Source organism: Niveispirillum sp. FG156 (genome assembly GCF_057809555.1).
Window position 1 is genome coordinate 35,964 of the sequence record NZ_JBMDKE010000042.1, and the last position, 25,996, is coordinate 61,959.

A 25,996-nucleotide genomic window follows, 5' to 3' on the forward strand; every position below is an offset into this window, starting at 1 on the left:
CTGTCGCACTTGCCAACGGATAATGGCGGTGTCATCCCTTGATGATGCGCCGCAACAACAGTGTGGCCCTTTTCCGTCCCGTCTATCACAGGGGTGTTCGTCTTGTCCGCGCCGGTCCCTACCCGTCCCGCCCGTCACCACCGTCCCAAGGCCGGCATGGCAATGCTGGCCCTGCTGCTGCTGTCGGGGGTTCCGGCTGCGACCGCGCAGGATCAGGGACCCAATGCCGCGACCATCCAGTGGGCGCAGCAGATCATGGATCAGCAGGGTTTCTACCAAGGCCGGGCCAGCGGCAAGATGGACAGCGCCACCGCCGCCGCCATCGCCGCCTATCAGAAGAAGAACGGGCTGAAGGCCACGGGTCGCCTGGACCAGGGCACCATCGACAGCATGATGCGGGGCCGGCCCGAACGGACCGGCGTGGGCAATCTGGCCGACCCGACCAGCCGTGCCAAGGCCAGCGCGCCGGTGAACCTGCGCGAAGCCGATGTGAAGCCGCAGGCAGCCCCTGTCGCCGCCTCCGTTGATCGCGGCACCGGCACCGAAAGCACGGTTCTGGGCGTGTCGCGTGGCGGCGGCGATCTGCCGGCGGCCACGCACCAGCAGCAGGCGGCCTTGCCGCAGACGGCGACACCCGCACCCTCCGCCAGCCCCGCCCCGTCCGTCAGCGGCGGCAGCGCCCAGCCAGATGCCGCCCCGCGCAGTTCGGTTGAAACCGAAGTCACGCATGAGACCCCGGAAGAGGCCGGTGGCTTCAACCCGGACAGCCTGCCCGACTGGGTGCGCTATGGCCTGATGGGTGGGATCGGCGCGCTTCTGGTCGGCATGCTGGGCTTCTGGTGGGGCAGCGGGCGCCGACAGGTGAAGCCGGCGGCAAAGGCCAAGGGCCGCCGCCCGGCCCCGCCCCCGCCGCCCGCCGGTGGTGGCATCCGCCGCGAACCGACCCTGGGCGGTCCCGCCCCCGGCCCGACTGGCCGGCGCGAACCGATCATCACGGCGCCTGCCCGCGATCCACGCCGGGTGGGCTGAGGGGGGTTCAGGTTCGACAGCCTATATTGCCAAGCTGTTGAATTTTATAGATTGCCTCCCCGGCGAAGGCCGGGACCCAGGGGCCAAGGTCGCCAACTTTTCCACCTGACTCGCTATCAAACAGCACCAGTGTTGGGCGTATGGCCCCTGGGCCCCGGCCTTCGCCGGGGAGGCGATATTTTCAATCCGAGATGAAATTCAACAGAGCCTGATCTTGTTCACGGCATACCGTGAAGCATGCTCTATCGACGTACCCCGTCCGGCACGCATCCCGCGCATATTGCATTCGTGTTATGAAGGGCTCCCCATGGGCCCTTCCAGCGTCTATATAGAGGCCGCGTCCGCCACCTCTGGGAGCTGTCACGACCTTGGCCCGCGCCACCAGCAAATATGTCTGCCAGAATTGCGGCGCCAGCTATCCCAAATGGTCGGGCAAGTGCGACGCCTGCAATGAATGGAACACGCTTGTCGAAGAACAGGTGGCCGACGCCATGCCCAAGGGGCTGGGCAAGGCCGGCGGCGGGCGCAAGATTGAGTTCGTGGCCCTGTCGGGCGTACCCGCCGACGCGCCCCGCCGCATGACGGGTATCCAGGAGTTTGACCGGGTCTGCGGCGGCGGCCTTGTCCATGGCTCCGCCCTGCTGGTCGGTGGCGATCCCGGCATCGGCAAATCGACCCTGCTGTTGCAGGCCACCTGCTGCCTGGCCCAGGACACACGCTGTGCCTATATCAGCGGCGAAGAGGCCGTGGATCAGGTACGCATGCGCGCCAGCCGCCTGGGCTTGGCCAACGCGCCCGTGCAACTGGCATCGGCCAACAATGTCCGCGATATCGTGGCCAGCCTGGAAGCCGCCGACGGCCCGCAGGTGGCGGTTATCGATTCGATCCAGACCATGTATATCGACAATCTGGACAGCGCGCCGGGAACGGTGGCGCAGGTCCGCGCCTGTTCGGCGGAACTGATCCGCGTGGCCAAGCGCCGGGGCATCACCCTGCTGATCGTCGGTCACGTGACCAAGGACGGACAGATCGCCGGCCCCCGCGTGCTGGAACATATGGTCGATACGGTGCTGTATTTCGAGGGGGAGCGCGGGCACCAGTTCCGCATCCTGCGCGCCGTCAAGAACCGTTTCGGCGCCACCGATGAGATCGGGGTGTTCGAGATGGGGGAGGATGGGCTGGTCGAGGTGCCGAACCCGTCCGAACTGTTCCTGGCCGACCGCCGCCGCGACATTACCGGCACCGCCGTCTTCGCGGGGCTGGAAGGCACGCGACCGGTATTGGTGGAGGTGCAGGCCCTGGTCGCCCCCTCGCCCCTGGGCACGCCGCGCCGGGCCGTGGTGGGCTGGGATACGTCCCGCCTTGCCATGGTTCTGGCCGTGCTGGAGGCACGCTGCGGGGTCGCCATCGGGGCCAACGATGTCTATCTGTCGGTGGCGGGCGGCCTGAAAATCTCCGAACCCGCCGCCGATCTGGCCGTTGCCGCCGCCCTGATCAGTTCCCTGACAGGGGAACCCGTGCCCGCGGATGCCGTGGTGTTCGGCGAAATCGGCCTGTCGGGCGATATCCGCGCCGTCAGCCAGACCGATCAGCGCTTGAAGGAAGCCGCCAAGCTGGGTTTCAACCGGGCGCTGATGCCGCAACCACGCCGGTCGCGCGGCGATGGATCGGCAGAAGGGTTGCGGCGTATCGAACTGGACCATCTGTCCGATCTGCTGCCATTGTTCCAGGCGGACGCGCCACCGCGCCCGCCGCGTGGCCGGGATTGAGGGGAGCCGCATGGAAGGCAGCAGCCTGAACCCCGTTGACGTCGCCGTCGTCACGGTCCTCCTGATCTCCGCCCTGATGGCGTTCGCACGCGGATTCGTGCGCGAGGTGCTGTCGGTTGCGGCCTGGATCGGCGCCGCCCTGGCCACCCTGTGGCTGTTCCCGCACGCCGCCCCCTACACACGTATCTATATCAGCACCCAGTATGTGGCCGATGGCGTCACCATCCTGGGTGTGTTCACCCTGTCACTGATCGCGCTGTCGGTGGTGACCAGCACGATTTCCGGCAAGGTGCAAGAAAGCAGCCTGTCGGCCATCGACCGCTCGCTGGGCTTCGCGTTCGGCGTGGTGCGGGGCGCGGTTCTGGTCTCGCTGGCCTATCTGTTCGCGGCCTGGCTCTGGCCCGAACAGCCGGTCTGGCTGCGCGAGGCGAAGGCCAAGCCCTTCCTGGAGACGGGCGCCGACATTCTGCGCGGCTTCCTGCCCAATGCCGACCTGTCACCGGCCCAGCGGGAGGCGCAGCGCGCGCAGAACCGGCTGGACGAGGCGGAGAACGCGCGCCGCACCCTGGAACGGCTTGCCAATCCGCGCCCCACATCTGCGGGGAACGCGGCTGTGCCGGAAAAGGATCGCGGCTATAATGCCGACGACCTTGGCCGTCTTGACCAGGTGATTAAAAGCACCGATCAGCCGCAAACCAACCAACCGGATCGACGTCCCGAAGGGGACCAACGCTGACCCGGCGCATGAACATGACCCAACCGGACACCATCTCCCCCGCGAAAGGTGCGAAGCCCATGCTTACGACCCATCCCTTCGACGACGACAAGCTGCGCGAGGAGTGCGGCGTCTTCGGTGTGTACGGTCCCCAGGATGCGGCGGCCCTTGTGGCGCTGGGTCTGCACGCGCTTCAGCATCGCGGTCAGGAAGCAGCCGGCATCGTCAGCTTCGACGGTCAGGACTTCCCGCAGCATCGCGCCATGGGTCAGGTCGGTGACATTTTCGGCAGCGAAACGGTCATGCGCAACCTGACCGGCGACATCGCCATCGGCCATGTCCGCTATGCCACCACGGGCGACCGCTCGCTGCGCAATGTGCAGCCGCTGTTCGCGGAGTTTGAGTTTGGCGGCTTCGCGCTGGCCCATAATGGCAACCTGACCAACGCCATGCAGCTGCGCCGGCAACTGGTGCGCCGTGGCTGCCTGTTCCAGTCGACGTCCGACACCGAAACCATCATCCATCTGATGGCGACCAGCCGCAACGGCTCCGTCATCGACCGTCTGGTCGATGCCCTGCGTCAGGTTGAAGGCGCCTATTCCCTGGTCTGCATGGCCAGGGATCAGGTGATCGGCGTGCGCGACCCGCATGGCGTGCGCCCCCTGGTGCTGGGCCGCCTGGGCGACACCCATGTCCTGGCGTCAGAAACGGTGGCGTTGGACATTATCGGCGCTGATTATGTGCGCGATATCGAACCCGGCGAAATGGTGGTGCTGGATAAGAACGGGGTGCAGTCGCTGCGCCCGTTCCAGCAGACCGGCTCCAAATTCTGCATTTTCGAATATATCTACTTCGCCCGCCCCGACAGCTTCATGGAAGGCCATTCGGTTTACGGCGTGCGCAAAAAGATCGGCGCGCAGCTGGCCATCGAAAGCCATGTCGATGCCGATCTGGTGATCCCCGTGCCGGATTCGGGCGTGCCGGCGGCCCTGGGCTATGCCGAACAGAGCCACATTCCCTTCGACCTGGGCATCATCCGCAACCATTATGTGGGTCGCACCTTCATTCAGCCGACGGACAAGATCCGCCGCCTGGGCGTGAAGCTGAAGCACAATGCCAACCGGCACTTCATTGAGGGCAAGCGCATCATCCTGGTCGATGACAGCATCGTGCGCGGCACCACCTCGGTGAAGATCGTGGAAATGATGCGCGATGCCGGCGCCAAGGAGGTGCATATGCGCATTTCCAGCCCGCCGACCAGCAACCCCTGCTTCTACGGCATCGACACGCCGGAGAAGGAAAAGCTGCTGGCCCACCGCATGTCGGTGGAAGAAATGCGTCAGTATATCAACGCCGACAGCCTGGCCTTCATCAGCCTGGACGGTCTGTACAAGTCGTTGAACCATGCCAAGCGCGATGGCGACATGCCGCAATATTGCGACGCCTGCTTCACCGGCGAATACCCGATCGAGCTGACCGATTTCGAAGCAACGCGCAGCGACGTGGCCTATATCGGGGCCAAGCGGGCGTAAGGGTGGATTGGGCAGGCGTAGTCCGCAGGGATGCCAAGCGTCGTCCCGCGGATTACGGCTTGCGCCTAATCCGCGCTACACAGTTCGTGCCCCGGCATTTCATACCGTAAATGTAGCGCGGATTAGCGAAGCGTAATCCACGGGCACACGCCCTCACATTACAATTCGTTCACGTTAAATCCATTGGCTTTCCGCATCCTCCGCGCCACAGTACGGGCCAACAGCCCTGTTGTGCCGGGAGGATTTTTTACCCGTGACCCATGATGCACGTCCCGTAACGCAACGACGCCGCTGGCGCGCCCTGGTGGCCGGTGTGGCCCTGTCGGCGCTGGCGGTGTTCCCCGCCGCGGCCCGCGTTTTCGATCCCGAGACCTTTACCCTGAAGAACGGCATGCAGGTGGTGGTGGTGAACAACCCCCGCGCCCCCGTCGTCAGCCATATGGTCTGGTACAAGGTCGGTTCGGCGGATGAGGAGCCGGGCAAATCCGGTCTGGCCCATTATCTTGAACATCTGATGTTCAAGGGCACGGCCAAGATGAAGCCGTCGGAATTCTCCCGTACCGTGGCCCGCAATGGCGGGCGCGATAATGCCTTCACCGCCTATGACTATACGGCCTATTTCGAAAACATCGCCCGCGACCGGCTGGAACTGGTCATGGGGATGGAGGCGGACCGCATGGTCAATCTGCGCCTGACGGACGATATCGTCCTGCCGGAGCGCAAGGTGATCCAGGAGGAACGCCGCCAGCGGACGGAGAATGAGCCGGCATCGCGGCTTTATGAACAGCTCTACAGCCTGCTGTTCGTGCATCATCCCTATGGCACGCCCATCATCGGCTGGATGCATGAGATCGAGAAGCTGACCACCCAGGACGCGCTGGATTTCTACAAGCGCCACTACGCGCCTAACAACGCCATCCTGGTCGTGGCGGGCGATATCACGGCGGCAGAATTGAAGCCGCTGGCCGAAAAGACCTATGGCAAGATCAAGCCGTCCAAGGACATCCCGGCCCGCGTGCGCGTGACGGAGCCGCCGACGGAGGGTGCGCGGCGCATCACCCTGACCGATGATCAGGTGCGGCAGCCCAACTGGATGCGCATCTGGAAGGCCCCCAGCTACAGCGCCGGGGAGAAGCAGTACGCCTCGGCGCTGGAGGTGTTGGAAAGCATCCTGGCCGATGGCGCCACCTCGCGCCTCTACAAGTCGCTGGTGGTGGAGCAGAAGATCGCGGCGGGTGTGAACCTCTCCTACAATCCCAACGCGCTCGACCTGGGCACCCTGTCCGTCTCCGCCACGCCAGCACCGGGCCAGGATGTGGCCGCCGTGGAAAAGGCGCTTGATGCGGAATTGGCAAAGCTGCTGTCGGGCGGCGTGACGGAGGCGGAGGTGGCATCGGCCAAGGTGCGCCTGCGCCGCGACGCCGTCTTCGCCCGCGACAGCCTGCAAGGCCCCGTCTACGCCTTCGGTGTCGCCTTGACCACGGGGCAGAGCGTGGAGGATGTGGAGGCCTGGCCCGACCGCATCGCCGCCGTCACCCGCGAACAGGTGGAACAGGCGGCCAAACTGGTGCTGGGTCAGGACAACCATGTCACCGGCATCCTGTTGCCCGCCGCCGCCCCTGCCCCGGCACAGGCGACCGCCCCGGCGGCCCCGCCTGCCACCCCTGCCACCCCGGCCAAGGGGGGGGCCAAGTAATGGATGTAATGAAGATGATCCGCCGCACGGGCCTGCTGCTGCTCGCGGCCTTCGCGCTCGCCTTTACCAGCCTGCCCGCCGCCGCCGTCGATATCGAAAAGGTGGTCAGCCCTGGCGGGATCGAGGCCTGGCTGGTGCGCGACACCAAGAACCCCATCATCGCCATGCAGTTCGCCTTTGCCGGCGGCACCGAGCGCGACCCCGATGGCAAACTGGGTCTGGCCATCATGGTGTCCAGCACCATGGATGAAGGGGCCGGTGATCTGGACAGTCAGGCGTTCCAAGGCAAGCTGGATGAAAATTCCATCCAGCTATCCTTCAGCGCCGGGCGTGATGGTTTCGTGGGGCAGTTGACCACCCTGCGCGAAACCAAGGATACGGCCTTCGACCTGATGCGTCTGGCGCTCACCAAGCCGCGCTTTGATACCGACGCGGTGGAGCGTATCCGGGGGCAGTTGCAGACCAGCCTGCGCCGCTCACAGGCCGACCCCAATTACTGGGCCCAGATGGCGTTCGGGGAGACGGTTTTCCCCGGCCATGCCTATGGACGGCCGCAGCGTGGCACGCCGCAGACCCTGGCCGCCATCACCCGCGACGACCTGGTGAATTTCGCCCGCACGCGCCTGGCCCGTGAAGGGCTGAAGGTGGCCGTGTCGGGCGATATCACGGGTGTGGAACTGGCCCCGCTGCTGGACAGCCTGTTCGGCGCCCTGCCGGCCAAGGCCAACCTGACGCCGGTGGCCGATATCACCGCCGCCGCACCGGGCAAGACCATCCTGGTCCCCCGCCCCATTCCGCAGACGGTGATGATCCTGGCCCATGCCGGCATGGACCGGTCGGACCCGGACTGGTACGCGGCCACCATCCTGAACTATTCGCTGGGCGGCGGCGGCTTCTCCTCCCGCCTGATGGACGAGGTGCGGGAGAAGCGCGGCCTGACCTATGGCATCGGTTCCAGCCTGCAAAGCTTTGACCACGCCAATCTGGTCACGGTCAGCGGCTCCACCGTCAATGACAAGGCGGCAGAGGCGATCAGCGTCACCAAGCAGATTTGGGGCGATGTCGCCAAGAACGGCATCACCGAGGCCGAGCTGCGCGATGCCCAGACCTATCTGACCGGTTCCTTCCCCCTGCAATTCACCAACAATGGCGCCATCGCCGGCCTGTTGTTGCAGGTGCAGCGGGACAATCTGGGTATCGATTACCTGAAAAAGCGCAACGACCTGCTGAACGCCGTCACGCTCGCCGATGTTCGCCGGGTGGCCGCCCGCCTGCTGGACCCGACGAAGCTGACCACCATCCTGGTGGGACAGCCGACAGGCATCACGCCGGATGGGACGCTTTATAAGTGATGTTGATGGGAACGTGGTTCCCTCACCCTCCCAAGCCCTGACGGGCTTGGGACCCTCCCTCTCCCGCCAAGCGGGCGAGGGGCCAAGTTTCACCCCTCGCCCACGAAGGAGGGGCCCGGCGGCATCAGCCGACGGGAGGGTGAGGGCAACCCCGCCCGTTGTTACCGCCAGATATTCGTCTGCCCGCCGGCACAGCGATATTGCCAGGGTTCGCCTTCCCACCAGATCGTGCCCTCGATGCTGTTGCCCGAGAACTCGCTGCGACCGCGATAGCCGTAGCGCTGGATGAAGGCCCGCTCCACCTCGCTCTGGCAGCTATTCTGCGGCTTCTTGGAGGTGGAACCGCCGCCGCCGCCACCACCATTCCAGATGATGTCATCATCATGCCGGCGCGGCGGCGGGGGCGGCAAAGGCGGGGGCGGCGGGCGGCCCCAATCGTCGCGGCGGTCGTCCCAATCCTTACGCCGCCCCACCTCGCGCAGGGAGCTGACGCCGCCGCGCAGGTTCTTCACCTCCGCCACGTCGGCGACGCGGGCGCCATCCATCAGGGTGCGGCAATGGTCGTACTTTTTGTCCTTGCAGACTTCCCAGGTGCCGGAATTCACGATCAGGGAGCGGGTGCGATCATTCCACGGCGGCAGCTTGGCCAGCGAGTCGATATTGTCATGGATGGTGATCCGGTCGCCCCGGAAATAGGGTTCGGAGAACAAGGTCACCGAACCGGCCAGGGCCGTGCCGGCCTGACCCATCACCATCAACCCGGCCAGTGCGGCCACCCAGCGTTTCATCCCCAAACCGGCGGCCTTTCCTGTCGGGCCGCCGCTCCCACAAGGGCCGGATGATCCCGGCCTGATGCTTGATCCTTACCCCGCTTTATGGCGGGCCAAAGGCGTCGCCGGGGCAGGAAAAGGGTGTGTTGGTACGACAGCAGTTGCGTAGCGCGGATTAGCGAAGCGTAATCCGCGGAAATCCCGGCACCGTGGCTCCGCGGATTACGGCTAACGCCTAATCCGCGCTACGAAACCACAGCCTTTGATCCCGTCCTCCTGCATAAGCCCTCGACAGCGCAGCCGCAACGGTCCAGTCTCCCCAGGCGGATTGGATAAGGATCAAGTGCTTGATCATGCGTGGAATTACCCGGCGTGGCGTGCTGGCGGCCTGTGCCGCCCTGCCCCTTCTCACCCCCTCGTCCCCCGTTCTGGCCTCCACCGTTCTGGCAGAGGGCAAGCCCGTGGTCGATATCGGCCTGGGCCCGGATGTGGACACGCTGGACCCGCATAAATCCACCACCATCGTGGCCGGACAGTTGTTTATCGAACTGTGGGAGGGGCTGACCACCTTTGCCGCCGATGGCGCCATCGTCCCCGGCGTGGCGGAACGGTGGGAAACCAGCGCCGATGGCCTGACCTGGACCTTCTATCTGCGCGGCGATGCCAAATGGTCGGACGGCAGCGCCGTGACGGCGACCGATTTCGTCTTTGCCTGGCGCCGGGCCGTGACGCCCACGACGCTTCTGGGCCTGCCGGAATGGATCGCCCCCATCAAGAACGCGCTGCCCATCCTGCAAACCGGCAAGGACCCGGCCAGCCTGGGCGTGGAGGCGGTGAATGACCGCACCTTGAAGGTGACGCTGGAACATCCCAAGCCCGACCTGACCGTCTATACCGCCTATTGGATTCTATCCCCCCTGCACCGCGCCTCGGTGGCCCAGCATGGTGACAGCTTCGCGCAGCCGGGCAAGCTGATCGGCAATGGTCCCTTCATGCTGACAGGGGCCGTACCGCAGAGCCATTATGCCCTGGCCGTGAACCCGCATTATCACGGGGCGAAATCCATCGCGGTGGCGGGCGCCAAGTACCATGTGACGGAGGATTTACAGACGGAGCTGAAGCGGTTCCGCGCCGGCGAATTGCTGGCCACCAAGGAAGTGCCGCCCACCCAGCTGGACTGGGCACGCGCCAATCTGGCCGACAGTCTGCGTCTGGCCTACCGCGCCAGCACCTTCTTCCTGATCCCCAACCTGACCAAGGCCCCGTGGAAGGATAATCCCGACCTGTGCGTGGCCCTGTCCATGGCCATCGACCGCAAGGTGATCGTGGAGAAGATTACCAAGGGCGGCGAACTGCCGGCCTATGCCATGACGCCGGAGGGGCTGGTCGGCTATACCCCGCCCAAGCCGGACTGGGCCGACCTGCCCCCCGCCGAACGCATCGCAAAGGCCAAGGCCCTGTTCGCGAAGGCCGGATACGGGCCTGACAAGCCACTGTCGCTGGAACTGCTGTACAACACCAACGAGCTGAACCGGCAGGTGGCCGTGGCTGTCGCCGCCATGTGGCAGCAGACATTGGGCGTGAAGACCATTCTGTCGAACCAGGAATTCAAGATCGTGGTCAGCCGGATGAAGGAACATACCTACCCGGATATCGTCCGCATCACCTGGGCCGTGGGGCTGGTCACCGAATATCTGAACCTGCTGCGCTCACGCGCCAACACCGTTGGCCCCGGCTATATCAACCCCGCCCTGGACCGGGCGATGGAGGATGTGGATCAGGCCCTGACCCTGGATGATTTCCGCGCCAAACTGGCCGTGGCGGAAAGGATCGCCATGGCCGACATGCCCATGATCCCCGTCATGCGGCAATCCAGCCGCCGTCTGATCAGTCCGAAGCTGAAAGGCTGGGTCGACAACCCGCTGGACCTGCATTCGGCCCGCTATCTGTCCGTGGGGTAATTGATCGCATACACAGCATCTGCCCCCCCGGTCAGGCCAGCATGCTCAGCAGCTTGCCGACGCCTTCCGGCGCGCGCTCCTTCAGCATGCCTTGCAAGGTCTTGATCAGGTCGCTGGCGCCGCTTTCCAGGGCCAGACCCTTCGTCGCCTTTTCCAGATCCTTGTCCGGAACGTCCTTCAACACTTCACGCAATTTGGTGTCGTCACCCTTGTGCGCCTTGTCCGACAGGCCCTGGATCAGGTTCTTGTAGAACTCGTTCTCCTTGGCCGGGCTGTCAAATTTCAGGTTTTTCATCATCGCATCGGCCAGTTTCCGGTTCTTCTCCTCAACCCGGTTGTAGGCCTGATAATCCTTGATATCGGTGAAGGTATTGCCGCCGACAACCCAGCTCTTGATCTCGGCGATCTGTTGATCCTGGGTCTGGAAGGCAGTGTCGGTGATGGATTTCTCCAGCGCCTCAATATCGTCGACGCTGTCGATGATGTCGCTGGCGGCGGACGTCTGGGGACCGCCATATTGGGTATCCGCCGAATATCGCTGACCCGTCATCATGTCGATACCGCCGGTCAGGGTGCGGCCCACGGCATCACCGGCCTTGCCATCCACCTTATAATTGAGGGCAAGATACTCCTTGCCCTCCTTGGTCCGGGCGCCCGTCAGGGAGATGGTGACCTCCCCATCCGCCGACGTATAGCTTTCCGCGATGCCACCGACATTGCCGGTTTCGCCATAGCTGCGTTTGGCCGACTCAAACACCTTTTTCAGTTCGCCGCGCACGGAATCGATGACAGCCTGGCCGGAAACCGGCGTGGTACTGGACATGATCTTCTCCCCCTGGCAGTCGAGGTTTCCACCACCGCAACCGATGTTTCCAAAAGCATCCCATTTTGTAAAATTTTAAGCAAATCCAATATTTATATGCTCGCCAAATCGTTCTGTCAGCGATGCATTGGCCATCCGCGCAATAAACCAACCCTCAGCCCTGCGTTCCCCGCACAGAACGTAGTCAGGTCGTTGCCTTGATTTGGCCCTTGGCGCCCTCTAAGGTGCGATGCAGTGTAACAAGCGTGTGAAGTATCGGGACCATGGCGGCGAAAGAACCCCTCTCCTTCCAGGGCGTTATCCTGACCCTGCAGAATTTCTGGGCGGCCCAGGGCTGCCTGGTTTTGCAGCCTTACGACATGGAAGTGGGCGCGGGCACGTTCCACCCGGCCACCACCTTGCGCGCGCTGGGTCCCGACAACTGGAATGCCGCTTACGTTCAGCCCTCGCGCCGTCCCAAGGATGGCCGCTATGGCGAGAACCCCAACCGCCTGCAGCATTATTACCAGTTCCAGGTAATCATGAAGCCGTCGCCGGCCAACATCCAGGACCTGTATCTACAGTCCCTGGTGGCATTGGGCGTCGATCCGGCCCTGCACGATATCCGCTTTGTTGAGGATGACTGGGAAAGCCCGACCTTGGGCGCCTGGGGCCTGGGCTGGGAGGTCTGGTGCGACGGCATGGAAGTGTCGCAGTTCACCTATTTCCAGCAGGTTGGCGGCATCGGGGTGGAGAAGGTGGCGTCGGAGCTGACCTATGGTCTGGAGCGCCTCGCCATGTATATCCAGGGCGTGGAGAACGTTTACGACCTGCGCTTCAACGACCCCGTGGGCGACCGTCCGGCGGTGAAGTATGGCGAGGTGTTCCACCGCGCCGAACAGGAATACTCCGCGCATAATTTTGAATATGCGAACACGGAGATGTTGTTGCAGCATTTCCAGAACGCGGAGAAGGAGTGTGCTGCCCTGCTGTCCCATGGTCTGGCCCTGCCGGCCTATGATCAGTGCATCAAGGCCAGCCATTTGTTCAATCTGCTGGATGCGCGCGGGGTCATTTCGGTGGTGGAACGACAGAGCTATATCCTGCGGGTCCGCACGCTCGCCAAGGCCTGCTGCGAGGCATGGCTGGCGGACGGCTACCGCAAGGGCAAGGCCGCCTAAGCGCACTCATTACGACAACAGAACGATAATCTCCGGACGCTAGTGAACAAAATGGCCGAACTGCTGATCGAACTGTTCATGGAAGAAATCCCGGCCCGCATGCAGGTGCGCGCTGCCGATGATTTCAAGCGTCTGGTGACGGACAAGCTGTCGGCGGCGGGTATCGCCTTCACCAAGGCCGAGGCCCATTCCACCCCCCGCCGTCTGGCCCTTCTGGTCGATGGTCTGCCGACCGCGCAGGCCGATGTGCGGGAGGAGAAGAAGGGTCCGCGCGTCGGGTCGCCCGAACAGGCGCTGGCCGGCTTCCTGAAATCCGCCGGCCTGTCCAGCATCGATCAGGCCGAACAGCGCGATACCGGCAAGGGCGTGTTCTATTTCGCGGTGATCGAAAAGAAGGGCGGCGCCACCATCAACGCCCTGCCCGGCATCATCGACGCCGCCATCCGGGAGCTGCCCTGGCCCAAATCCATGCGCTGGGGGGCCAATGATTTCATGTGGGTCCGCCCGCTGCATTCCATTATCGCCCTGTTTGACGGCGCCGTGATCCCCGGTGCCCTGACCCTGGCAACGGCGGAGACGGCACCGGAACAGTCGGACGGCACTGTCTGTCTGGCCGGAGAGGTGAAGGCCGTCACCGTGCCCTATGGTGACCAGACCCAGGGCCACCGCTTCCTGTCCCCCGGTGAATTCACCGTCACCAGCTTTGCCGATTACAAGGAAAAGCTGCTGGCCGCTCATGTCGTGCTGGACCGTGAGGAGCGCAAGCGTCTGATCCTGGCCGGTGCGCAGGAGGCGGCGAAGGCCGAAGGGTTTGTCCTGAAGGATGATCCCGGCCTGCTGGAGGAAGTGGCGGGCTTGGTCGAATGGCCCGTCGTCCTGACCGGTGCCATCGACAACCAGTTCATGGACGTGCCGGCAGAGGTGCTGACCACGTCCATGCGCACGCATCAGCGCTACTTCGCCCTGGAAACGGCGGATGGCAAGCTGGCCCCGCGCTTTGTCGTGGTCGCCAACCGCACCACCATCGATGACGGCAAGGCCGTGATCGCCGGTAATGAGCGCGTCCTGCGCGCCCGCCTGTCGGACGCCAAGTTCTTCTGGGACCAGGATTTGAAGGTCAAGCTGGCAACCCGTGTGCCGGGCCTGAATGATATCACCTTCCATGCCAAGCTGGGCACGCTGGCCCAGCGGGTGGAGCGGATTGAGGCCCTGTCGGTCGCCATCGCCAAGGCCCTGAACTGGGACGCGACGGTGGTGGAACAGGCCGCACTCGCCGCCCGCCTGTCCAAATCCGACCTGACCACGGGCGTCGTGGGCGAGTTCCCCGAGGTCCAGGGCATCATGGGCCGCTATGTCGCGTATCACGAAGGCCTGCCCGCCCCCGTGGCCGAGGCGATTGCCGACCATTACAAGCCGCTGGGACCCAGCGACCGCGTGCCGACCGACAAGGTGTCGGTGGCTGTGGCTCTGGCCGAGAAGATCGACACGCTGGTTCAGTTTTTTGGGATCGACGAGAAGCCTACCGGTTCCCGCGACCCGTTCGCGCTCCGTCGTGCGGCGCTAGGCGTGATCCGGTTGGTTGTGGAGAATGGGCTGCGGGTGCAGCTGGGGACGTTGCTGGTTGCGGCTGTTCGCTTCCGTTTTGAGCAAGTTGTGAAGGAATTCGATGAGGCGGAAATGAGGAAACTTGTTTCCGCTCATGACGATGTTGTTGCTGTGTTAGGCGAACAAGCATCTGAAGTTTTTGGCGAGATGACCCAGCAAGCTTCTGTGGAAAAGGGTCCTGCCTATCTTAAGGATTTAGAAAAGCTCTACGCGAGCTATCAGAAGCCGTTGGTTGACCTCCTCTCCTTCTTCAACGACCGCCTCAAGGTCAGCTTGAAGGAAAAGGGCGTCCGTCACGACCTGATCGACGCCGTTCTGGCGCTGGGCGGTGAAGATGACTTCGTCCGCCTGCTGGCCCGCGTCGATGCGCTGTCCAACTTCCTCGCCACCGATGACGGCAAGAACCTGCTGGCGGCCTCCAAGCGCGCCAGCAACATCCTGCGCATCGAGGAAAAGAAGGACGGCCCGCATGACGACGTCATCGATGCCGGCCTGCTAACCCAGGACGAGGAAAAGGCCCTGGCCGACGCCCTGGTCGCCGCCCACAAACAGGCGGCCCCCCTGATCGAGGCCGAAGATTTCACGGGCGCCATGGCCGCCTTTGCGGCGCTCCGCGCGCCGGTGGACGCCTTCTTCGAGAAGGTGACCGTGAATGCGCCGGAAGCGCCGGTTCGCGCCAACCGCCTGCGGTTGTTGAGCCAGATCCGCGCGACGCTGAACCTGATCGCCGACTTCTCGAAGATCGAAGGCTGACCCCATGATCCATCATCCCCGCACCCCCCGCCCTCTACGGCGGGCGGGGCGCGGCGGTGAAGGTAGTGGAATTACGCTATCCTTGTTGCAGTGCGGTAGTTTGGTAGTGGTTGGGGGCCGTCGCTCCCTCACCCTCCCACCGCTCCGCGGCGGGCCCCTCCCTCTCCCGCAAGCGGGCGAGGGGCGCTTTGCCGTGCCATCACATCAAAATTCCGCCCCTCGCCCACGCCAGTGGGAGAGGGAGGGGCCCGTCGGCGCCCGCCGACGGGAGGGTGAGGGCCTGCGCGCCCACCCCCAATCGATTCCCCCCATCGGGCCAGCGCCCGTATCCCCGTGCAACAACACCAACAATCATGTTGCATGGTGTTTCACCACGTCACCACCAGTCCAACCCCATAATCAAACGGGACCAAGATCATGACGAAGTGGGTCTACAGCTTCGGTGAAGGCAAGGCCGAAGGTCGCGCGGAGATGAAGAACCTCCTGGGCGGCAAGGGCGCCAACCTGGCGGAGATGAGCAATCTCGGCCTGCCGGTGCCCCCTGGCTTTACGGTCACGACGGAGGTCTGCACCTACTTTTATGCCAATGGCCGCCAGTATCCCGACAGCCTGCGCGCCGAGGTCGGTGCAGCATTGGCGGAGATCGAGCGGATCGTGGGCATGAAGTTCGGCGATGCGGAAAACCCGCTGCTGGTCTCCGTCCGCTCCGGTGCCCGCGCGTCCATGCCGGGCATGATGGACACCGTCCTGAACCTGGGCCTGAATGATGTGACGGTGGCGGGATTGGCCCGCCGTTCCGGTGACGCCCGCTTTGCCTATGACAGCTATCGCCGCTTCATCCAGATGTTCGGCAATGTCGTGCTGGATGTGGATCACCATCATTTCGAAGAAGTGCTGGAAGATCACAAGCGCGGTCATGACCTGAACCTGGATACCGAGCTGACCGCCGAAGATTGGCAGGAAGTGATCAAGGGCTATAAGGAAGTGGTGCAGGAGGCCCTGGGCCGCCCCTTCCCGCAGGACCCGCAGGAACAGCTGTGGGGCGCCATCGGTGCCGTGTTCGGTTCCTGGATGAATGCGCGTGCCATCACCTATCGCAAGCTGCATGACATTCCGGCCGAATGGGGCACGGCGGTGAACATCCAGGCCATGGTGTTCGGCAATATGGGTGGCGACTGCGCCACCGGCGTGGCCTTCACCCGCAACCCGTCCACGGGCGAAAACGCGTTTTATGGCGAATACCTGATCAATGCCCAGGGTGAGGATGTGGTGGCGGGTATCCGCACGCCGCAGCACCTGACCATCGCCGGCAAGATCGCCAACGGTTCTGACCTGCCGGCCATGGAAGAAAGCATGCCGGAAGTGTTCGAACAGCTGAACGCCGTGCGCCTGGAGCTGGAACGCCATTACCGCGACATGCAGGACATCGAATTCACGGTCCAGCAGTCCAAGCTCTATATGCTGCAAACCCGGTCGGGCAAGCGCACGGCCCCGGCGGCCCTCAAGATCGCCGTGGACATGGTGCGCGAGGGCCTGATCAGCCAGAAGGAAGGCATCCTGCGGATCGAGCCGAAGTCGTTGGATCAGCTGCTGCACCCGACGCTGGACCCCAAGGCCGCCAAGCAGATCATCGCCAAGGGCCTGCCGGCCAGCCCCGGTGCGGCCAGCGGCAAGGTGGTCTTCACGGCGGAAGAGGCGGAGAAGCAGGCGGCCCTGGGTGACAATGTCATCCTCTGCCGCGTGGAAACCAGCCCGGAAGACATTCACGGCATGCACGCCGCCAAGGGCATCCTGACCACCCGTGGCGGCATGACCAGCCACGCGGCGGTGGTGGCCCGTGGTATGGGCCGCTCCTGCGTGGCCGGCGCCGGTGAGCTGCGCATCGATTACAAGCGCGGCATCATCACCGTCCGCAATGTCGAGGTGCGGGCCGGCGACATCATCACCATCGATGGTTCCACCGGCGAGGTGATGCTGGGCGAGGTGCCGACCATTCAGCCGGAACTGTCGGGCGACTTTGCCGAGCTGATGGGCTGGGCCGATGCCCATCGCCGCATGAAGGTGCGCACCAACGCCGAAACCCCGCTGGACGCCCGTACCGCACGCAAGTTCGGGGCGGAAGGCATCGGCCTGTGCCGGACCGAGCATATGTTCTTCGATGCCGACCGCATCATCGCGGTGCGTGAGATGATCCTGGCGGAGAGCGAGGCGGGCCGCCGCACCGCGCTGGCCAAGATCGCGCCGATGCAGCGCAAGGACTTTGTCGAGCTGTTCAAGATCATGAAGGGCCTGCCCGTCACGATCCGCCTGCTGGACCCGCCGCTGCACGAATTCCTGCCGAATTCGGAAGCGGAGATGGTGGAGGTGGCCAAGGCCGCCGGCACCGACCTTCAGAAGGTGCAGCACCGGTCCTTGCAGTTGCATGAGGCCAACCCGATGCTGGGCCATCGCGGCTGCCGCCTGGGCATCTCCTACCCCGAAATTTATGAAATGCAGGCCCGCGCCATTTTCGAGGCGGCGGTGGAAGTCTTCAAGGAAACCGGTGAGACCGTGATCCCGGAGATCATGATCCCCCTGGTTGGCACCAAGAAGGAGCTGGATATCCTGAAGGCCGTGATCGACCGCGTCGGGGCGGAAGTGGCGGCCACGTCCGGCCACAAGGTCGACTATCTGGTCGGCACCATGATCGAACTGCCGCGCGCCGCATTGCAGGCCGGCAAAATCGCCGAAACCGCCGGCTTCTTCAGCTTCGGCACCAACGACCTGACCCAGACCACGTTTGGCATCAGCCGCGACGATGCCGGCGCCTTCCTGCCGGATTATCAGCGGGCGGGCATCCTGGAGCATGACCCGTTCGTGACGCTGGATACCGAGGGCGTGGGCGAACTGGTGCAGATCGCCGCCGAACGCGGCCGCAAGACCCGGCCCGACATCAAGCTGGGCATCTGCGGCGAACATGGCGGTGACCCGTCATCGGTCTATTTCTGTGAAAAGGTGGGGCTGGATTACGTCTCCTGCTCCCCCTACCGCGTCCCCATCGCCCGCCTGGCCGCCGCACAGGCCGCCATTGAGGGCGAGAAGCGCGCCAGCGAGGCGTAAGCACCGCCGTAGGTCAGGTCGAGCCGCAAGGCGAGCCCTGACAGGCAAGGATTAAAAGCCTTTTCTGTCAGGGCGAGGCTTCGCTTCGACCTGACCTACGCTTGTTCAAAACAGCACCCACCCCACAACACTGGACATTTCCGCCTGAAAGCCTATCCCTATGGTGGAGATCAGCTTTCCGGACCCGCCATGGCTGCCGATGCCCTGCCCCGCACCCGCCTGTTCATTGACCAGCCGTTGAGCCCCGGTGGGGCAGCGGTGCTGGATGGGGACCGGGCGCATTATCTGCGGGCGGTGCTGCGGCAGGGGCCGGGAGATGGGGTTCTGGCCTTCAATGGCCGGGACGGGGAATTCCTGGCCCATATCGAGACCCTGACCAAATCCGCCGGCACCCTGCGCCTGGACCGGCAGACGCGCAGCCCCGACACCGACGCCCCGCCCGCCCCCTGGCTGCTGTTCACGCCGTTGAAGGGCGGGCGCACCGAATATGTGGTGGAAAAGGCGGTGGAGCTGGGCGTGGGCCGGCTGGTGCCCGTCTTCACCCGACGCGGCGATGTCAACCGTGTGAATATCGACCGGCTGCGTGCCAACGCCCTGGAGGCCGCCGAACAGTGTGAGCGGCTGGACGCGCCTGACGTGGCGGACGGGGTGGAACTGGGCCGGCTGCTGTCCGATTGGGACCCTGCCCGCACCCTGTTCGTGGCGGCGGAAAGCGGGGTGGCAGCACCGCTGGTGACCGCCGTCACTGCGGCGGCGGGAAAGCCCGTCGCATTCCTTGTGGGTCCGGAGGGGGGATTCGACCAACAGGAACTTGATGCCCTGCGCCGCTTGCCTTTTGTGGTAAGCGTGGGCCTGGGTCCGCGCGTGCTGCGCGCCGATACCGCCGCCTTTTCCGCGCTTGCCGTCTGGCAGGCGGCGGGGGGCGACTGGCGGTCGGCCGATGGCGATGCAAGGCCGCCCAATCGCACCTGAGCGTAATCCCGCCCGCCGTCTTTGCAACGTCCTTCGCGTTAAGGAACAGAACCAATGTCCGCACCTCCGACGTCGCGCGGCGAACCGATCACCGACCGCCGGCAACTGGTCGAGTATCTGGAAAGTGGGTCAAAGCCGGCCAGCGATTGGCGCATTGGCACCGAGCATGAGAAGTTTGTTTTCCGGGGTCCCGACCATGCCCCCGTCCCCTATGCCGGCCCTGGCGGGATCGGTGAGATCCTGGGCGAGTTCCAGCGGCGATTCGGCTGGGAACCCGTGCGGGAGGGCGACAATATCATCGCCCTGACCAAGGGCATGGCCAATATCAGCCTGGAACCCGGCGGGCAGTTCGAACTGTCGGGCGCACCGCTGGTCAGCATCCACCAGACCTGTGGCGAGGTGGGGCAGCATCTGGCGGAAGTACGCGCCATCGGCCAGGATCTGGGCTTTGGCATGCTGGGCATGGGCTTCAACCCGAAATGGAAGCAGTCCGACATCCCCTGGATGCCCAAGGGCCGGTACAAGATCATGGGCTCCTACATGCCCAAGGTCGGGACCCTGGGCCTGGACATGATGACCCGGACCTGCACCGTCCAGGTGAACCTGGACTTCGCGTCCGAAGCCGACATGGTGAAGAAGTTCCGGGTGTCGTTGGCCCTGCAACCCATCGCCACGGCCCTGTTCGCAGCCAGCCCCTTTATGGAGGGCAAGCCCAACGGGTTTCAGAGCTACCGTTCCCATATCTGGACCGACACGGACAAGGATCGCACCGGCGATCTGCCGTTTGTGTTCGAGGATGGGTTCGGGTTCGAACGCTATGTCGACTACGCGCTCGATGTGCCCATGTACTTCGTCTATCGCGATGGACAGTATCTGGACGCGTCGGGCCTGTCTTTCCGCGACTATCTGAATGGCAAGCTGCCGATCCTGCCGGGCGAATTGCCGCTGATGACCGACTGGTCGGATCATATGACGACCATGTTCCCGGAAGTGCGCCTCAAGAAGTATCTGGAAATGCGTGGGGCCGATGCCGGTCCCTGGGGCCGTCTCTGCGCCCTGCCCGCGCTCTGGGTCGGCTTGCTCTATGATACCAGTGCGCTGGATGCCGCCTGGGATCTGGTGAAGGGCTGGACCCAGGAAGACCGCGCCACCCTGCGCCGCGATGTGCCGCGTCTGGGGCTGTCCACGCCGTTCCAGGGGGGAACGGTGCAGGATGTGGCCCGCCGCGTGGTCGACATCGCCCGCGAAGGCTTGCGCAGCCGGGCCCGTACTGCTGGCATGGGCGATGATGAAACCCACTTCATCGAACCGCTGATCGCCATTGCGGAGTCGGGCCGGTCTCTGTCGACCGAGATGCTGGAGAAGTACCAGGGCGCCTGGGGTGGGAACATCGATCCCATCTATAAGGAATATGCCTATTGAGTAGGTGCCTATCGGGCGGTGGAAAACACTTTTCCACCGCCCGCCTTTGGTTGCACTTCTGTTGCCGCGCTCGACCTTCTTGCCTAGAATGCTTCCCGCGTTTAGGCGCGCTGTGGCGCGACCAAGGGGGAAGGACGCGCCGTTTAGATGCTGAAATTCGCGGAGTTCGCCGATAGGGCGATGGAGCAGGATTTCCGCCAGTATATGCTGGAGGCGGAAGCCAAGGGCCTGCGGCGCAATCTCCTGGCCCTGGCCATCTTCTACCTGATGGCCGCCTCACTGGACTTTGTCTATTTCAGCCTTGAGACGGTCCTGACCGTCATGATGCCGCTGCGCGGTATCGTCTATGTGCTGATCATCGCCACCATGCTGGTGCCGGTAAAGGCCAAGTATGTGGGCCTGCGATATGGCCTTGTGCTGCTGACGATGACCTATATCTGGGCCATCACCTCGGCTGGCGCGCTGCTGATCCATCGCGGGGGGCAGGTGGGGCTGACGGTCAGCTTCTTTGTGATGATCGTCGTGTTGATGAACTATCTGTTCCTGCCGACACGGGTGATCTTCATGATCCCCTGGGGTGTGGCGGCCAGCGGGCTTTATATCGGCCTGTTCATGCCGGCATCGGGCGCCACGGCATCACAGATGAGCACCGCGACGGTCATGCAGTCGCTGGCCAATATCTTCGGCGCCTTCACGGCCTATCAGCTGTCAACCTTGCGCCGTATGGAGTTTCAGCGCCTGCGCGCCCTGCAGGCCGAACAGGCGCGTCTGAAGGAAGCCAATACCGAGTTGCTTCGGCGCGAAGCCATCATCGCCAATCAGCGCGACGAACTGGCCCACAAGGTCGCGGAACTGGAAGAGGCGCAGCAACAACTGGGTGAAACCCGCAACAGCCTGACCCAGGCGGAGAAGCTGGCCAGCCTGGGCCGGCTGGTCGCCGGGGTGGCGCATGAGTTGAACACGCCCATCGGCATCGCCCTGACCGCGATCACCCATCTGGAGGATGTCGTCACCTCCCTGGACAAGACGGTGGCCGCCGGCAAGCTGACCCGCAGCCAGTTGACGGAGCATCAGGGCACGCTGCGCGACAGCGCTCTGCTGGTCCACACCAATATCGGCCGCGCCGCCGAACTGGTGCAGAGTTTCAAACGGGTGGCCGTGGATCAGGCCAGTGAGGAACGGCGCGATTTCCTGCTGGGCGCCTATATCGACGAGGTGCTGCAAAGCCTGGCACCACGGCTGCGCGGGGAACCGCACCGTGTCCTGGTCGAATGCCCCGCCGGCATCCATATGGACAGCTATCCCGGCGCCCTGTTCCAGGTGCTGACCAACCTGATCATCAATGCCCTGATCCATGCCTTCGGCCCGGACCGCCGGGGCACCATGAAGATCAGCGTACGCGAACTGCCCGATGATCAGGTGGAGTTGCGGTTCCAGGATGATGGCAAGGGTGTGCCCGCCGCCCACATGGACCGGCTGTTCGAACCCTTCTTCACCACCAACCGCGCCCGGGGCGGGTCCGGCCTGGGCCTGCACATTGTCTTCAATCTGGTGACGCAGTCACTGCAAGGCGTGATCAGCGTCAGTTCCGCCGAAGGCCGCGGAACCTGCTTCACCATGACCCTTCCCCGCCACCTGCCCCGGGAAGAGGTGGTGGCGCTGGAAAGGGCGGCGGGGTGAAGTGGCACCTGCCCGGTGCGATCAGGCCAGCTGCTGCTGGATGGCGGCGGTCTTGATGGCCTTCTGAAGTTTCTCAAAGGCCCGCACCTCGATCTGGCGCACGCGTTCACGGCTGATACCGTAATGCTGCGACAGGTCTTCCAGCGTCGTCGGCTCCTCGCGCAGGCGGCGTTCGATCAGGATGTGACGCTCACGCTCGTTCAAGCCCTTCATGGCGCCGGCCAGCAGGGCCTTGCGCTTGCCCAGTTCCTGCTGGTCACCCAGGCGGATTTCCTGGCTTTCGCTTTCATCCACCAGCCAGTCCTGCCATTCCCCCTCCCCATCCACGCGCAGCGGCGCGTTCAGGGAATGGTCACCGGCGGCCAGACGCTGGTTCATGGAAACGACGTCGGCTTCCGGCACGTCCAGGGTGGTGGCGATCTTGGTCACCACTTCCGGGGGCAGGTCGCCGTCATCGATGGCCTGCATCTGGCCCTTCAGCTTGCGCAGATTGAAGAACAGCTTCTTCTGCGCCGCCGTGGTGCCCATCTTCACCAGCGACCAGCTGTGCAGGATATATTCCTGGATGGCGGCCCGGATCCACCACATGGCATAGGTGGCAAGGCGGAAGCCACGGTCGGGCTCAAACCGCTTGACGGCCTGCATCATGCCGACATTGCCTTCGGAGATCAGTTCCGAGACAGGCAGGCCATAGCCGCGATAGCCCATGGCAATCTTCGCCACAAGGCGCAGATGGCTGGTCACCAGACGGTGGGCGGCCTTGGTATCCTCATGCTCGCGCCAGCTCTTGGCCAGCATGTACTCCTCACCCGGTTCCAGCATCGGGAACTTGCGGATTTCCTGGAGATAGCGGCTGAGGCTGCTTTCCGAGCTGACGACCGGAATAGCGGGAACGGAAGCGGTCATGTTAACCCCCTTGCATAAGGCTGGTTGACACCATCGGCCCAATTGGCACCGACAGCGATGAGATGGTCCTGAACGGACACGCATGGCGCCCGTCCAGAAGAGGCCCGGTGATCATGCGCGACGGCATTATAGCACCTCCAGCGCATGAATTAAGCCCTTGAAATCATCCGGTAACACAGTTTCAAAGCGCACCTTGGCGCCCGTGGCCGGATGGATGAACTCGATGGCGGCGGCATGCAGGGCCTGACGCGGGAACGTCTCCAGCGCCTGCTTGGCCCCTTCCGACAAACCGCGCGTGCGGCCCGTGCGGACACGGCCATAGACGGGGTCGCCGACCAGCGGATGGCCCACATGGGTCATGTGCACCCTGATCTGGTGCGTACGGCCCGTCAGCAGCTTGCATTCGATCAGGGCTGCCGCCGGGCCCAGCGCGCGCAGCGTGCTATAGCGGGTGATGGCAACCTTGCCACCCCGGTCCAGCACAGCCATGCGCTTGCGGTCGGTCGGGTGGCGGCCGATATTGGCGTTGATCTCGCCTGTGCGCGGGTTGGGCACGGCCCAGACCACCGCCTGATAGGTGCGCGACAGGGAGCGGTCGGCGAACTGCGCCGACAGGGCCTGATGCGCGCGGTCATTCTTGGCCACCACCATCAGACCGCTTGTATCCTTGTCCAGGCGATGCACGATGCCGGGCCGGCGCACGCCACCGATGCCCGACAGCCGGTCGCCGCAATGGTGCAGCAGGGCATTGACCAGCGTGCCATCCGGATTGCCGGCGGCGGGATGCACCACCATGCCCGCCGGCTTGTCGATGACCAGCAGGTCTTCATCCTCATGCAGGATCGACAGCGGGATATCCTGCGCCACGGGCAGGGCCGGCGCGCTGGCCGGAACATGCACACGAAAGGTCTGGCCGGCTTTGACCCGGCGTGACGCGTCGTCTATGGTCTGCCCACCTGTGGAGACATGCCCCTGATCGATCAGGGCGCGCAGGCGGGAACGCGACAGGCCGACAACGGCCAGCAGATCCGCCAGCGCCTTGTCCAGACGGTCCCCGTCCCTGTCGCCATCGATGATGGCGTCATGGTCGGCGGGGCCGGCACCCTGGACAGGGGCAGCATCGGCGGCGGGCAGGAATTCCTCGTCGCACAGATCGTCATCCAGGTCGAGTTCCAGGCCGGCGGGCGGGATATCCGTCCGGCCGGTGGCCTTCAACTGGGGAATTGCCGAACGTGCAGGCACTGAAGAACATCCTTATCATCGGGGCCGTGATCATTGCGGCCGGGTTCGCGTTCCTGGGCTATGAAGTCTATAAACGCTCCACGGACCCCAATCATCCGCGCACGTTTTCGGCCCGTTTCGGCATGCAGGGGAAGGCCCCCGAGGCCGAACCGCCGGCCCTGCCCGCGCCGCCGGTCCCGGCACCCGTGAAGGCACCGATGCCGACCGAGGCGGTGACATTGCCGCCGGGGGCGGTCCTGCTGCCCGGCATCGCCGCCGTGAATGGCCGCATCGCCGTACAGGTGAAACTGACCGATGGTCGCACACAGGTGCTTCTCGTCGATCCGGCCACGGGCGAACATGCGGTGCTTGTGACATCCGTGCCGTGATCCTGGTCACAATAGAACCGATTCCAACGGGAAATGGACGTTAAATGAATTTCATGTCCGACAATGTGACGGGGGCCGCACCGGAAATCCTGGATGCCATCGTCAAGGCAAATGGCGGTACCGCCCCGTCCTATGGCAATGATGATTGGACAAAGCGGCTGACACAGTCCCTGTCGGACCTGTTCGAACGCGACGTCGCCGTCTTTCCCGTGGCCACCGGTACCGCCGCCAATGCCCTGGCACTGGCGTCCCTGACCCCGCCCTGGGGCAGCATCTATTGCCATGCCGAAGCGCATATCCAGGCCGATGAATGCGGCGCGCCCGAAATGTTCACGGGCGGGGCCAAGCTGGTCACCCTTCCCGGCGATCATGGCAAGCTGACACCCGCCACCCTGTCGGCGGCGCTGGACCGGGTGCATAAGGGCTTCGTGCATGTGGTACAGCCGGCGGCGCTGTCGTTGAGCCAGCTGACCGAATGCGGCACGGCCTACAGCCCGACAGAGGTCGCGGCGCTGAGCGCGGTCGCCCGGCACCATGGTCTGCGCGTGCATATGGACGGGGCACGCTTTGCCAATGCCGTCGCCTCGCTGGGCTGTTCGCCGGCGGACGTCACCTGGCGGGCCGGTGTGGATGTCCTGTCCTTCGGCGCCACCAAGAATGGCGCCTTGGGGGCGGAGGCGGTGGTGTTCTTCGACCGCGAACTGTCGGAGAATTTCGGTTACCGCCGCAAGCGCGCGGCCCATCTGTTCTCCAAGATGCGGTTCCTGTCGGCACAGCTGGAGGCCTATGTGCAGGATGGGCTGTGGCTGCGGCTGGCCGGCCATGCCAACCGCATGGCGATGCGGCTGGCCGACGGGCTGTCGGCCCTGCCCGGCGCGCATCTGGCTCACCCCGTGGATGGCAACGAGATCTTCATCGCCCTGCCGGAACCGGTGATCGCGGGGCTGGAAGCGGCCGGCTTCGGCTTTTACCGCTGGGATGGCCCTGTCGTGCGTCTGGTCACCGCCTGGAACAGCGATGAAGCCGCCGTGGAAGCCTTGCTGACGGCGGCACGGCGGCTGGCGGGGCAGGAGAAAGCGTAGCGCGGATTAGAGCGTGATGAGATTAGGTTTGTTTGTACCCTGCATTTGTAAGATAATTTG

Annotated in this window: 19 protein-coding genes; 15 read left to right on the forward strand and 4 right to left on the reverse strand. The window is 64.2% G+C overall.

Annotation, left to right across the window (positions count from 1 at the left end):
- Positions 1–102 precede the first annotated feature (102 nt).
- From ACODSP_RS22880 to ACODSP_RS22905, 6 genes are all read left to right on the forward strand, one after another.
- Positions 103–1,029: a peptidoglycan-binding domain-containing protein gene (locus tag ACODSP_RS22880; protein ID WP_488967851.1), complete on the forward strand. Its 927-nt coding sequence runs from the start codon at positions 103–105 to the stop codon at positions 1,027–1,029.
- Between the two features lie 368 nt (positions 1,030–1,397).
- Entirely contained in the window at positions 1,398–2,798 is a 1,401-nt protein-coding gene (gene radA, locus ACODSP_RS22885) for a DNA repair protein RadA (protein ID WP_488967852.1), read from the forward strand.
- Between the two features lie 10 nt (positions 2,799–2,808).
- Positions 2,809–3,534 carry a CvpA family protein gene (locus ACODSP_RS22890; RefSeq protein ID WP_488967853.1) on the forward strand — a complete coding sequence of 242 codons (726 nt, stop codon included), beginning with the start codon at positions 2,809–2,811 and terminating at the stop codon, positions 3,532–3,534.
- A gap of 59 nt (positions 3,535–3,593) precedes the next feature.
- Entirely contained in the window at positions 3,594–5,045 is a 1,452-nt protein-coding gene (purF, locus tag ACODSP_RS22895; protein WP_488967854.1) for an amidophosphoribosyltransferase, read from the forward strand.
- A 253-nt stretch (positions 5,046–5,298) separates the two neighbouring features.
- The gene (locus tag ACODSP_RS22900) at positions 5,299–6,741 is read left to right on the forward strand and encodes a M16 family metallopeptidase (protein ID WP_488967855.1); all 1,443 of its coding nucleotides are present in this window, start codon (positions 5,299–5,301) and stop codon (positions 6,739–6,741) included.
- The gene (locus ACODSP_RS22905; protein WP_488967856.1) at positions 6,741–8,093 is read left to right on the forward strand and encodes a M16 family metallopeptidase; all 1,353 of its coding nucleotides are present in this window, start codon (positions 6,741–6,743) and stop codon (positions 8,091–8,093) included. Before ACODSP_RS22900 ends, ACODSP_RS22905 begins: the two co-directional genes overlap by 1 nt.
- A 161-nt stretch (positions 8,094–8,254) precedes the next feature.
- On the opposite strand, the gene ACODSP_RS22910 is transcribed toward ACODSP_RS22905, so the two are convergent.
- Positions 8,255–8,881, reverse strand: coding sequence for a beta/gamma crystallin-related protein (locus ACODSP_RS22910; RefSeq protein WP_488967857.1), 627 nt, complete (start codon positions 8,879–8,881; stop codon positions 8,255–8,257).
- A gap of 335 nt (positions 8,882–9,216) precedes the next feature.
- On the opposite strand from ACODSP_RS22910, the gene ACODSP_RS22915 reads away from it, so the two are divergent.
- Positions 9,217–10,824 (forward strand): peptide ABC transporter substrate-binding protein, encoded by a 1,608-nt coding sequence (locus ACODSP_RS22915; RefSeq protein WP_488967869.1) that lies wholly within the window; start codon positions 9,217–9,219, stop codon positions 10,822–10,824.
- 31 nt (positions 10,825–10,855) lie between these two features.
- On the opposite strand, the gene ACODSP_RS22920 is transcribed toward ACODSP_RS22915, so the two are convergent.
- Positions 10,856–11,647 carry a hypothetical protein gene (locus tag ACODSP_RS22920; protein WP_488967858.1) on the reverse strand — a complete coding sequence of 264 codons (792 nt, stop codon included), beginning with the start codon at positions 11,645–11,647 and terminating at the stop codon, positions 10,856–10,858.
- Between the two features lie 263 nt (positions 11,648–11,910).
- Here ACODSP_RS22920 and ACODSP_RS22925 point away from each other — a divergent pair, with 263 nt between their 5' ends.
- The 6 genes from ACODSP_RS22925 to ACODSP_RS22950 all read left to right on the forward strand — a co-directional run bounded on the left by ACODSP_RS22925 (position 11,911) and on the right by ACODSP_RS22950 (position 22,338).
- Positions 11,911–12,807, forward strand: a complete 897-nt coding sequence (locus ACODSP_RS22925) for a glycine--tRNA ligase subunit alpha (RefSeq protein ID WP_488967859.1) — start codon at positions 11,911–11,913, stop codon at positions 12,805–12,807.
- 51 nt (positions 12,808–12,858) lie between these two features.
- Entirely contained in the window at positions 12,859–15,165 is a 2,307-nt protein-coding gene (gene glyS / locus ACODSP_RS22930) for a glycine--tRNA ligase subunit beta (protein WP_488967860.1), read from the forward strand.
- A gap of 417 nt (positions 15,166–15,582) precedes the next feature.
- Complete coding sequence (ppdK, locus tag ACODSP_RS22935; RefSeq protein WP_488967861.1) at positions 15,583–18,264, forward strand: pyruvate, phosphate dikinase; 2,682 nt, start codon at positions 15,583–15,585, stop codon at positions 18,262–18,264.
- A gap of 189 nt (positions 18,265–18,453) precedes the next feature.
- Positions 18,454–19,236, forward strand: a complete 783-nt coding sequence (locus ACODSP_RS22940; RefSeq protein ID WP_488967862.1) for a 16S rRNA (uracil(1498)-N(3))-methyltransferase — start codon at positions 18,454–18,456, stop codon at positions 19,234–19,236.
- A 54-nt stretch (positions 19,237–19,290) separates the two neighbouring features.
- On the forward strand, positions 19,291–20,658 hold the full coding sequence (locus tag ACODSP_RS22945; protein ID WP_488967863.1) for a glutamate--cysteine ligase: 1,368 nt from the start codon (positions 19,291–19,293) through the stop codon (positions 20,656–20,658).
- A 147-nt stretch (positions 20,659–20,805) separates the two neighbouring features.
- Positions 20,806–22,338, forward strand: coding sequence for a sensor histidine kinase (locus ACODSP_RS22950; protein WP_488967864.1), 1,533 nt, complete (start codon positions 20,806–20,808; stop codon positions 22,336–22,338).
- 21 nt (positions 22,339–22,359) lie between these two features.
- On the opposite strand, the gene rpoH is transcribed toward ACODSP_RS22950, so the two are convergent.
- Positions 22,360–23,244 (reverse strand): RNA polymerase sigma factor RpoH, encoded by an 885-nt coding sequence (gene rpoH / locus ACODSP_RS22955; protein WP_488967865.1) that lies wholly within the window; start codon positions 23,242–23,244, stop codon positions 22,360–22,362.
- Positions 23,245–23,370: 126 nt separating this feature from the next.
- Positions 23,371–24,486: an RluA family pseudouridine synthase gene (locus ACODSP_RS22960; RefSeq protein WP_488967866.1), complete on the reverse strand. Its 1,116-nt coding sequence runs from the start codon at positions 24,484–24,486 to the stop codon at positions 23,371–23,373.
- On the opposite strand from ACODSP_RS22960, the gene ACODSP_RS22965 reads away from it, so the two are divergent.
- Both ACODSP_RS22965 and ACODSP_RS22970 read left to right on the forward strand, forming a co-directional pair.
- Positions 24,477–24,854 (forward strand): hypothetical protein, encoded by a 378-nt coding sequence (locus ACODSP_RS22965; RefSeq protein ID WP_488967867.1) that lies wholly within the window; start codon positions 24,477–24,479, stop codon positions 24,852–24,854. The two genes, ACODSP_RS22960 and ACODSP_RS22965, sit on opposite strands and share 10 nt — an antisense overlap.
- A 44-nt stretch (positions 24,855–24,898) precedes the next feature.
- Positions 24,899–25,936 carry a threonine aldolase family protein gene (locus ACODSP_RS22970; RefSeq protein WP_488967868.1) on the forward strand — a complete coding sequence of 346 codons (1,038 nt, stop codon included), beginning with the start codon at positions 24,899–24,901 and terminating at the stop codon, positions 25,934–25,936.
- Positions 25,937–25,996: the final 60 nt, after the last annotated feature.

What these genes read in the sequence shown, in the direction of transcription:
- rpoH (WP_488967865.1), bottom strand. Translation starts at nt 23,244, where the DNA reads ATGACCGCTTCCGTTCCCGCTATTCCGGTCGTCAGCTCGGAAAGCAGC.
- ACODSP_RS22940 (WP_488967862.1), top strand. Translation starts at nt 18,454, where the DNA reads ATGGCTGCCGATGCCCTGCCCCGCACCCGCCTGTTCATTGACCAGCCG.
- purF (WP_488967854.1), top strand. Translation starts at nt 3,594, where the DNA reads ATGCTTACGACCCATCCCTTCGACGACGACAAGCTGCGCGAGGAGTGC.
- ACODSP_RS22945 (WP_488967863.1), top strand. Translation starts at nt 19,291, where the DNA reads ATGTCCGCACCTCCGACGTCGCGCGGCGAACCGATCACCGACCGCCGG.
- ACODSP_RS22890 (WP_488967853.1), top strand. Translation starts at nt 2,809, where the DNA reads ATGGAAGGCAGCAGCCTGAACCCCGTTGACGTCGCCGTCGTCACGGTC.
- ppdK (WP_488967861.1), top strand. Translation starts at nt 15,583, where the DNA reads ATGACGAAGTGGGTCTACAGCTTCGGTGAAGGCAAGGCCGAAGGTCGC.
- glyS (WP_488967860.1), top strand. Translation starts at nt 12,859, where the DNA reads ATGGCCGAACTGCTGATCGAACTGTTCATGGAAGAAATCCCGGCCCGC.
- ACODSP_RS22920 (WP_488967858.1), bottom strand. Translation starts at nt 11,647, where the DNA reads ATGTCCAGTACCACGCCGGTTTCCGGCCAGGCTGTCATCGATTCCGTG.
- ACODSP_RS22950 (WP_488967864.1), top strand. Translation starts at nt 20,806, where the DNA reads ATGCTGAAATTCGCGGAGTTCGCCGATAGGGCGATGGAGCAGGATTTC.
- ACODSP_RS22905 (WP_488967856.1), top strand. Translation starts at nt 6,741, where the DNA reads ATGGATGTAATGAAGATGATCCGCCGCACGGGCCTGCTGCTGCTCGCG.
- ACODSP_RS22925 (WP_488967859.1), top strand. Translation starts at nt 11,911, where the DNA reads ATGGCGGCGAAAGAACCCCTCTCCTTCCAGGGCGTTATCCTGACCCTG.
- ACODSP_RS22970 (WP_488967868.1), top strand. Translation starts at nt 24,899, where the DNA reads ATGAATTTCATGTCCGACAATGTGACGGGGGCCGCACCGGAAATCCTG.
- ACODSP_RS22910 (WP_488967857.1), bottom strand. Translation starts at nt 8,881, where the DNA reads ATGAAACGCTGGGTGGCCGCACTGGCCGGGTTGATGGTGATGGGTCAG.
- ACODSP_RS22915 (WP_488967869.1), top strand. Translation starts at nt 9,217, where the DNA reads ATGCGTGGAATTACCCGGCGTGGCGTGCTGGCGGCCTGTGCCGCCCTG.